Consider the following 5,972-nt stretch of genomic DNA (forward strand, 5'->3'; position numbering starts at 1 on the left):
AGCAGGCGTGGATCAACGACCCCACCCGACGACACGAACCACAGCAACACAGTTCATAGCCGCACATTCGTTTCATTTGACTTGACAGCTACCGGCTGCGGCGACACCGCATACGGCGCGGTGTGGCACCGACCGCGCTCGCCGAGGCGGCCGGCAGCGCTCAGGGACGCGGTTCGGTCAGATCGTCGTTGTGTCGATCACGAAGCGGTACCGCACGTCGATGGTGAGGACGCGCTTGTACGCCTCGTTGATCTGGTCGGCGCGGATCAGTTCGATCTCCGCTCCGATGCCGTGCTTGGCGCAGAAGTCCAGCATTTCCTGCGTCTCCGCGATCCCTCCGATCAGGGAGCCGGCGATGGTCTTGCGGCCGGTGACGACGGAGAAGAGGTCGAGGGAGATCGGTTCCTCGGGCAGGCCGACGTTCACCAGGGTTCCGTCGGTCTTCAGCAGGGACAGGTACGCGCTGAAGTCGAGCGGGGCCGCGACGGTGGAGAGGATGAGGTCGAAGGTGCCGTCCAGTTCCTCGAACGTCTTCGGGTCGCTGGTGGCGTGGTAGTGGTCGGCGCCCAGTCGGAGCCCGTCGTCCTTCTTGCGTAGGGACTGGGAGAGCACCGTTACCTCGGCGCCGAGCGCGTGGGCGATCTGGACGGCCATGTGGCCGAGCCCGCCCATGCCCAGGATCGCCACCTTCTTGCCCGGGCCGGCGCCGAAGTGCCGGAGTGGGGAGTAGGTGGTGATGCCGGCGCACAGCAGCGGGGCGGCGACGTCCAGGGCGAGATCGTCGGGGATGCGCACGACGTAGTTCTCGTCGACGACGATGGCCTGCGAGTAGCCGCCGTAGGTGGGCTGGCCGTCCTTGCCGGTGTCGTTGTAGGTGCCGACCATGCCGCTGCCGGTGCAGTACTGCTCGTTGCCTGCCTTGCAGTTGTCGCAGGTGCGGCAGGAGTCGACCATGCAGCCGACGCCGACGCGGTCACCGGTCCGGAACCTGGTGACGCCCGGGCCGACTTCGGAGACGATGCCCGCGATCTCGTGGCCGGGGACCATCGGGAAGATCCCTTCGTCCCAGCCCTCGTCGACCTGGTGGATGTCGGAGTGGCAGATGCCGGCGTATTTGATGTCGATCAGGACGTCGAATTCGCCGACGTCGCGGCGTTCGATGGCGGTGCGCTCCAGCGGAGCCTTCGGAGAGTGTGCAGCGTAGGCGGTAGTGGTGCTGGTCATGCTGGTGTTCCCTAAGTGCTGAGTTGTGAAGCTGTTGGCGGTCGAGTGGTGAGGGTGACCTGCCGGGGTGCCTGGCCGCTATCGGTGGCGGGGTGTCGGTGCCGATAGCGCCAGGCGCGGTGGGGTCAGCGGCTGCTGAGCTCGGTGACGAGCTTTTCGGCCAGTGGCTTGCTGGAGGCGGGGTTCTGGCCGGAGTACAGGTTGCCGTCGACGACGACGTGCGCTTGCCAGGGGTTCGCGGATCGGATGACCGCTCCGCGTGCCGACATGACGGTCTCGACCAGCCACGGGGCCCGGCTGGCAGTGCCGTTGAGCCGTTCCTCCGCGTTGGTGAAGACGGTCAGCTCGCGGCCGGCGAACAGCCAGCGTCCGCCCGGCAGGTTCGCTGACAGCAGTGCGGCAGGGCCGTGGCACACCGGGGCGATGATCTTTCCGGCAGCGTCGGCTTCGATCAGGATGCGGCCGAGGTCGGGGTCGTGGGCGAGATCTTCCATCGGTCCGTGACCGCCGGGCAGGAAGATGGCGTCGTAGTCGGCCGTCTTGACGTCCGGCAGCGCTGTGGGGTTGGCGAGGGCTTCGGCCGCTTCTTCGATGTAGGCGGCGAAGTGGTCGGCTTCGGGACCTGCGGCGTCGGGTCGCAGGCTCACCGGGTCGGCGGCCGGCTTGCCGTCCACGGGCGCGGCGATGTCGACGGTGAAACCTGCCTGGGTGAAGATGCGGTGCGGAACCACGAATTCCTCGGCCCAGTAGCCGCTGGGGTGCTTGCTGCCGTCGGTAAGCGTCCAGTAGTCGACGCCCGACAGCACCATCAGGATCTTGGCCATGTCGGCACTCACTTTCTTTGGGCGGGATGCCAGCCGCAGCTGAGCGGAAGGTGGAGATCGGCGTTCGGCCCGGTCATTGAGAACCGGCACCTGCCCGGTGGGTCTCCGCAATCCAGGACAACACGCGGCCTCTGGTCGGCGGAGGCCGCTTCCCTGCCCTGACCTGCCAGGGAATCCGTTGCATAGGACTGGGCGGCCCCCCTTCCCGGTCGACCGCGCGATACCGCGGGCGGAGACTGGAGGCATGGCCAGAAACGTTGAGCTCAGCGAGTTCCTGCGGCGGTCCCGCGCCCGCATCAGCCCCGAATCCGCTGATCTTCCCGAGCGAGGGGCCTACCGGCGCGTACCGGGGCTGCGCCGGGAGGAGGTCGCGCTCCTGGCCGGGGTGAGCACCGACTACTACACGCGCCTGGAGCAGGGTCGGCAGATCAGTCCGTCCACCGGGGTGCTGGAGGCTGTGGCCGACGCGCTGCGGCTCGACGCCGCCGAACGCGCCCACCTCTTCGACCTCACCGGACCGAAACCCGGCAGCGGCCGCCGCTCCGCACCCGCTGTCCAACGCGTCCGGCCCGTGGTGCGCCGGTTCCTGGATTCCTTCACCGACCAGGCAGGCTTCATACTCGGACGCCGCACCGACGTGCTGGCCACCAATCATCTAGCTCGCGCGCTGATGACCGACTTCGATGCCCTGCCCGCACGTGAGCGCAACCTCACCCGCTGGATCCTGCTCAACGAGGCCGCCCGCTCCCTGTACCCGGACTGGGAACAGGTCGCCGCGGAGATGACGGCGATCTTGCGTCTGGATGCCGGCCGCCACCCCGACGACACCCGGACAGCGGAGCTGGTGGGTGAGCTGGCGATGAAGAGCCAGTGCTTCCGTCGTTGGTGGGCGGACCACAGGGTCTTCGACCGCACCCACGGGCGCAAACGCCACCACCATCCCGTCGTCGGTGATCTGACCGTGGAGTACGAGGCGTTCACGCTGCCGGGCGAGAGGGATCAGACCCTGTTCCTGTACCTCCCAGCCCCGGATCAGGTCTCCCAGGACGCCTGGACACTGCTTGGCAGCTGGAGCGCCCAGGAACCAGCAGCCTCACGGGATTCCAGCAACCACAGCAGCACCTCCGCGCACACCCGGCGACTCGGCTAGCGCGCTGCTGTTCCGTCGGGCTGTCTGCCCCGGGCCCGCGGATCGACGGGCCCGGTCACTGCGGAGTCAGGGAAGGGCGAGGAACTCCAGCTGCAGGTTGTCGGGGTCACGGAACACGACAGTCGAGTAGGCGAACGGTTCCGTCTCGTCCCTGATGGGCGTGTGCGCAATCCCCAGTTCGTCGAGCCAGGACATCCACGCCTCCAAGTCGGCACGCGAGCCGACTTGGAACGATATGTGGTCCAGCCCGGTCCGTGATTCGAGAAACCCTTCGTGCTGATTGCCGGTGTTCTTGTGCAACCCGATCACGACTCCGGAGTCGGGTGTGATCAGCAGGATTCCGTAGCCTGTCGATTCGCGGTAGAGGTGGTTGAACTTGTAGTCCACGCGCTCCGCGCTGAACAGCCGCTGGTACCAGGCCAGGCTGTCTTCCAGATTGGAGACCGTGAAGGACAGGTGGTGGACTCCGGTGATCCTGGGGCCGGCGATGACCTGGCTCATGACGAACCTCCGGTAGCGAGTGGTTGACGTTCTCTCGGGCCTGGCCTGCGGTCAAGGGAGTGCTTCGAGGAGTTCTTTGGCAAGAGGGCCCGATGAGGCGGGGTTCTGCCCCGTGTAGAGGTTGCGGTCCACGACTGTGTAGGGCTCCCACATAGGACCCTTCCAGTACTGGGTGGGCAGCTTCTTCAGTTCGTCCTCCAGCAGCCACTTGGCTTTGTCGGCGAAGCCGACGCCGGCCTCCTCCTCGTTGCAGAAGCCCGTCACGCGGTAGTCGGCGAAGGGTGTGTCGCCTTCAGCGTCGCGGGTCGCGAGGAGAGCGGCGGGGGCGTGGCAGACGATGCCGAGCGGTTTGCCGGAGGCGAGGGCGTCGCGCAGGAGGGACGGAGTCCGGGTCGGCTGAGAGGTCTTCCATCGGTCCGTGTCCGCCGGGGTAGTAGACCGCGTCATAGTCCTCAACCCGCACCTCGTTGAGGGAGATGGGATGCCGTAGCTCATCCGCCGACTCGATGACGGCCTCTTCCTTGAGGGCATTGTCCTCGCCGCCCGCCATGCGGGGTTCCAGGCTCATCGTATCCACAACAGGCACAACTCCACCGGGGGTTGCCACGGTGACTTGGTGTCCGGGGTCGGTGAACACGCTGTAGGGCGCCACGATCTCCTCGGCCCAGTACCCCGTCGGGTGCCGGTGGCCGTCCTTGAGGGTCCAGTAGCTGGCGCCGGTCAGCACACAAAGGATCTTGGCCATACGGCGCTCCTCTGGTATGCCGTCGTCTCAGAAAGGACTTACGGGGTCATTGATTTAGGCGTGTATTTCAAGTGTGTGCGGATGTCCTGAAGGTTGCAACGAGCTCTTCCCGTCCCCCGCCCCGGCGGCGGCCTGCTGGAGAGCTTTCGCCGCCGAGGGCCGGCGAGGATGGTCCGCCCCTTGACGGTCTTGAGGAGGCTGTCCAGGTACGCCGAGTCCTCGGGCGTGCACGCAGAGGATTGTCCGCAGTGGTGACCTGGTAGCCGTGCCGCTGCAGGCGTTCGGCCACTCCGCTCCAGCTGGGTCTGTCGGCGAAAGCCCGTGCACCAGCGCCACGGTCGCCTTCCGGCCCCCGTCGGGTGCCAGCGGCGTGGGTGGCTAGCGCGAGTGTCGTGGACAGCGCCGCCACGGCAACGCCTCTCATGCTGCGTGACTGGGAAGTACCGAGCGTAGCCACGCGACGCTTTCTCGGAAACTGCCAGGGCTGACCGGCCCCGATCTGCTCATCGCTCGAAGGTGCCGTACAGGGTTGCCCGCGCGATCGCGTGAGTGAACAGGAGGAAGTCCATGAGGGCAGGCGTCGTCGTCGCGGACACCTCCAGTTTTTCCACGGCGACGGCATGCACCACGAGGAAGTAGCGGTCCGGGCCGTTTCCGGGAGGCGTCGCCGGACCGAGGTACCTTCGGTAGCCGGCGTCGTTGGCCAGCGTCACCGCGGCGCCGGGCAACGCGCTTCCGTCTCCCGCCCCGGCCGGAAGGTCGGTCACGGAGGCGGGGAGGTTGGCTACGGCCCAATGCCAGAAGCCCGAGGCAGTGGGGACGTCGGGGTCGAACATCGCGACGGTGAAACTGCGTGTTTCCTCGGGAAAGCCGGACCAGCTCAGCTGCGGTGAGATGTCCGATCCGCCCGCTCCCAGGATGCCGCTTACCTGCTCGCGGGCCAGTGGCTCGCCGTTGGCCACGGACTGCGAGGTCAACGAGAAGGTCCTGATCGGCGGCATGAAGTCGTAGGGACCATAGGGTTTGATCATGGCGTTTCCCTCGCATCCCCTGCCCGCGGAGCGGAGAGGGTAAAAGGCACTGCCGGCGTCAGTCCGCCGCAGCCGCTGCCCTCGCCGACCGGTTGCTGTGGTTGCCCGAGGCAAGGGCCGCTGTGACCGGGCCGGCTGTTCGCCGTCGCTGCTGTCTGGCTCAGGTTCTCCTCGCCGACGGACCTCGAATGCCCTGTGGCGAAGGAAAAGACATGGCACGGCGGCACCGGTCCGCTCTAGCGCGCCTGTGCCGCCGTGTGACCACGTATCCAGCGTGGCACTCCCATGCCTCAACCGTATGCCGCGAAGGGCGGCCGGGCCACTGCGTGACCGTACAGCTCGGCAGTGCTGCGGGGCCCTCCCCCGCCGCGTCGCTGAGGCCATGCGAAGTGGGACTTGCGGCAGGGCCCCGGCGTTTGCCTCGGATGTCTGGTTGATCATGTGATGCCGTAGAGGGCGAGGACGCGGTGGCGTTCGGTGTGGGCTCGGCGTCCGGC

5 protein-coding genes and 1 pseudogene are annotated in these 5,972 nt (G+C 67.2%); 1 reads left to right on the plus strand and 5 read right to left on the minus strand.

Features of this window, described 5'->3' with window-relative positions; all coding sequences use genetic code 11:
* Nucleotides 1–177: 177 nt before the first annotated feature.
* Together ACIBJF_RS51545 and ACIBJF_RS51550 are read right to left on the minus strand one after the other, a co-directional pair.
* A complete protein-coding gene (locus ACIBJF_RS51545) occupies nt 178–1,224 on the minus strand; it encodes an NAD(P)-dependent alcohol dehydrogenase (protein ID WP_399184819.1) in 1,047 nt (348 codons plus the stop codon).
* Nucleotides 1,225–1,349: 125 nt separating this feature from the next.
* Nucleotides 1,350–2,048, minus strand: coding sequence for a type 1 glutamine amidotransferase domain-containing protein (locus ACIBJF_RS51550; protein WP_399184820.1), 699 nt, complete (start codon nt 2,046–2,048; stop codon nt 1,350–1,352).
* A 244-nt stretch (nt 2,049–2,292) separates the two neighbouring features.
* On the opposite strand from ACIBJF_RS51550, the gene ACIBJF_RS51555 reads away from it, so the two are divergent.
* Complete coding sequence (locus ACIBJF_RS51555) at nt 2,293–3,198, plus strand: helix-turn-helix transcriptional regulator (RefSeq protein ID WP_399184821.1); 906 nt, start codon at nt 2,293–2,295, stop codon at nt 3,196–3,198.
* Between the two features lie 66 nt (nt 3,199–3,264).
* Here the strand turns inward: ACIBJF_RS51555 and ACIBJF_RS51560 are convergent, their stop codons facing one another.
* The 3 genes and pseudogenes from ACIBJF_RS51560 to ACIBJF_RS51570 form a co-directional block, all read right to left on the minus strand.
* Nucleotides 3,265–3,699 (minus strand): VOC family protein, encoded by a 435-nt coding sequence (locus tag ACIBJF_RS51560; RefSeq protein WP_399184822.1) that lies wholly within the window; start codon nt 3,697–3,699, stop codon nt 3,265–3,267.
* A gap of 51 nt (nt 3,700–3,750) precedes the next feature.
* Nucleotides 3,751–4,444, minus strand: a pseudogene (locus ACIBJF_RS51565) (type 1 glutamine amidotransferase domain-containing protein).
* A gap of 503 nt (nt 4,445–4,947) precedes the next feature.
* Nucleotides 4,948–5,475: a YbhB/YbcL family Raf kinase inhibitor-like protein gene (locus tag ACIBJF_RS51570; RefSeq protein ID WP_399184823.1), complete on the minus strand. Its 528-nt coding sequence runs from the start codon at nt 5,473–5,475 to the stop codon at nt 4,948–4,950.
* Nucleotides 5,476–5,972: the final 497 nt, after the last annotated feature.

Source organism: Streptomyces sp. NPDC050743 (assembly GCF_044456925.1).
In the GTDB taxonomy this organism is placed as follows: domain Bacteria; phylum Actinomycetota; class Actinomycetes; order Streptomycetales; family Streptomycetaceae; genus Streptomyces.

Bases quoted from the DNA above. Each gene is read 5' to 3' on its own strand.
- ACIBJF_RS51555 (WP_399184821.1), top strand. From the start codon at position 2,293: ATGGCCAGAAACGTTGAGCTCAGCGAGTTCCTGCGGCGGTCCCGCGCC.
- ACIBJF_RS51560 (WP_399184822.1), bottom strand. From the start codon at position 3,699: ATGAGCCAGGTCATCGCCGGCCCCAGGATCACCGGAGTCCACCACCTG.
- ACIBJF_RS51550 (WP_399184820.1), bottom strand. From the start codon at position 2,048: ATGGCCAAGATCCTGATGGTGCTGTCGGGCGTCGACTACTGGACGCTT.
- ACIBJF_RS51570 (WP_399184823.1), bottom strand. From the start codon at position 5,475: ATGATCAAACCCTATGGTCCCTACGACTTCATGCCGCCGATCAGGACC.
- ACIBJF_RS51545 (WP_399184819.1), bottom strand. From the start codon at position 1,224: ATGACCAGCACCACTACCGCCTACGCTGCACACTCTCCGAAGGCTCCG.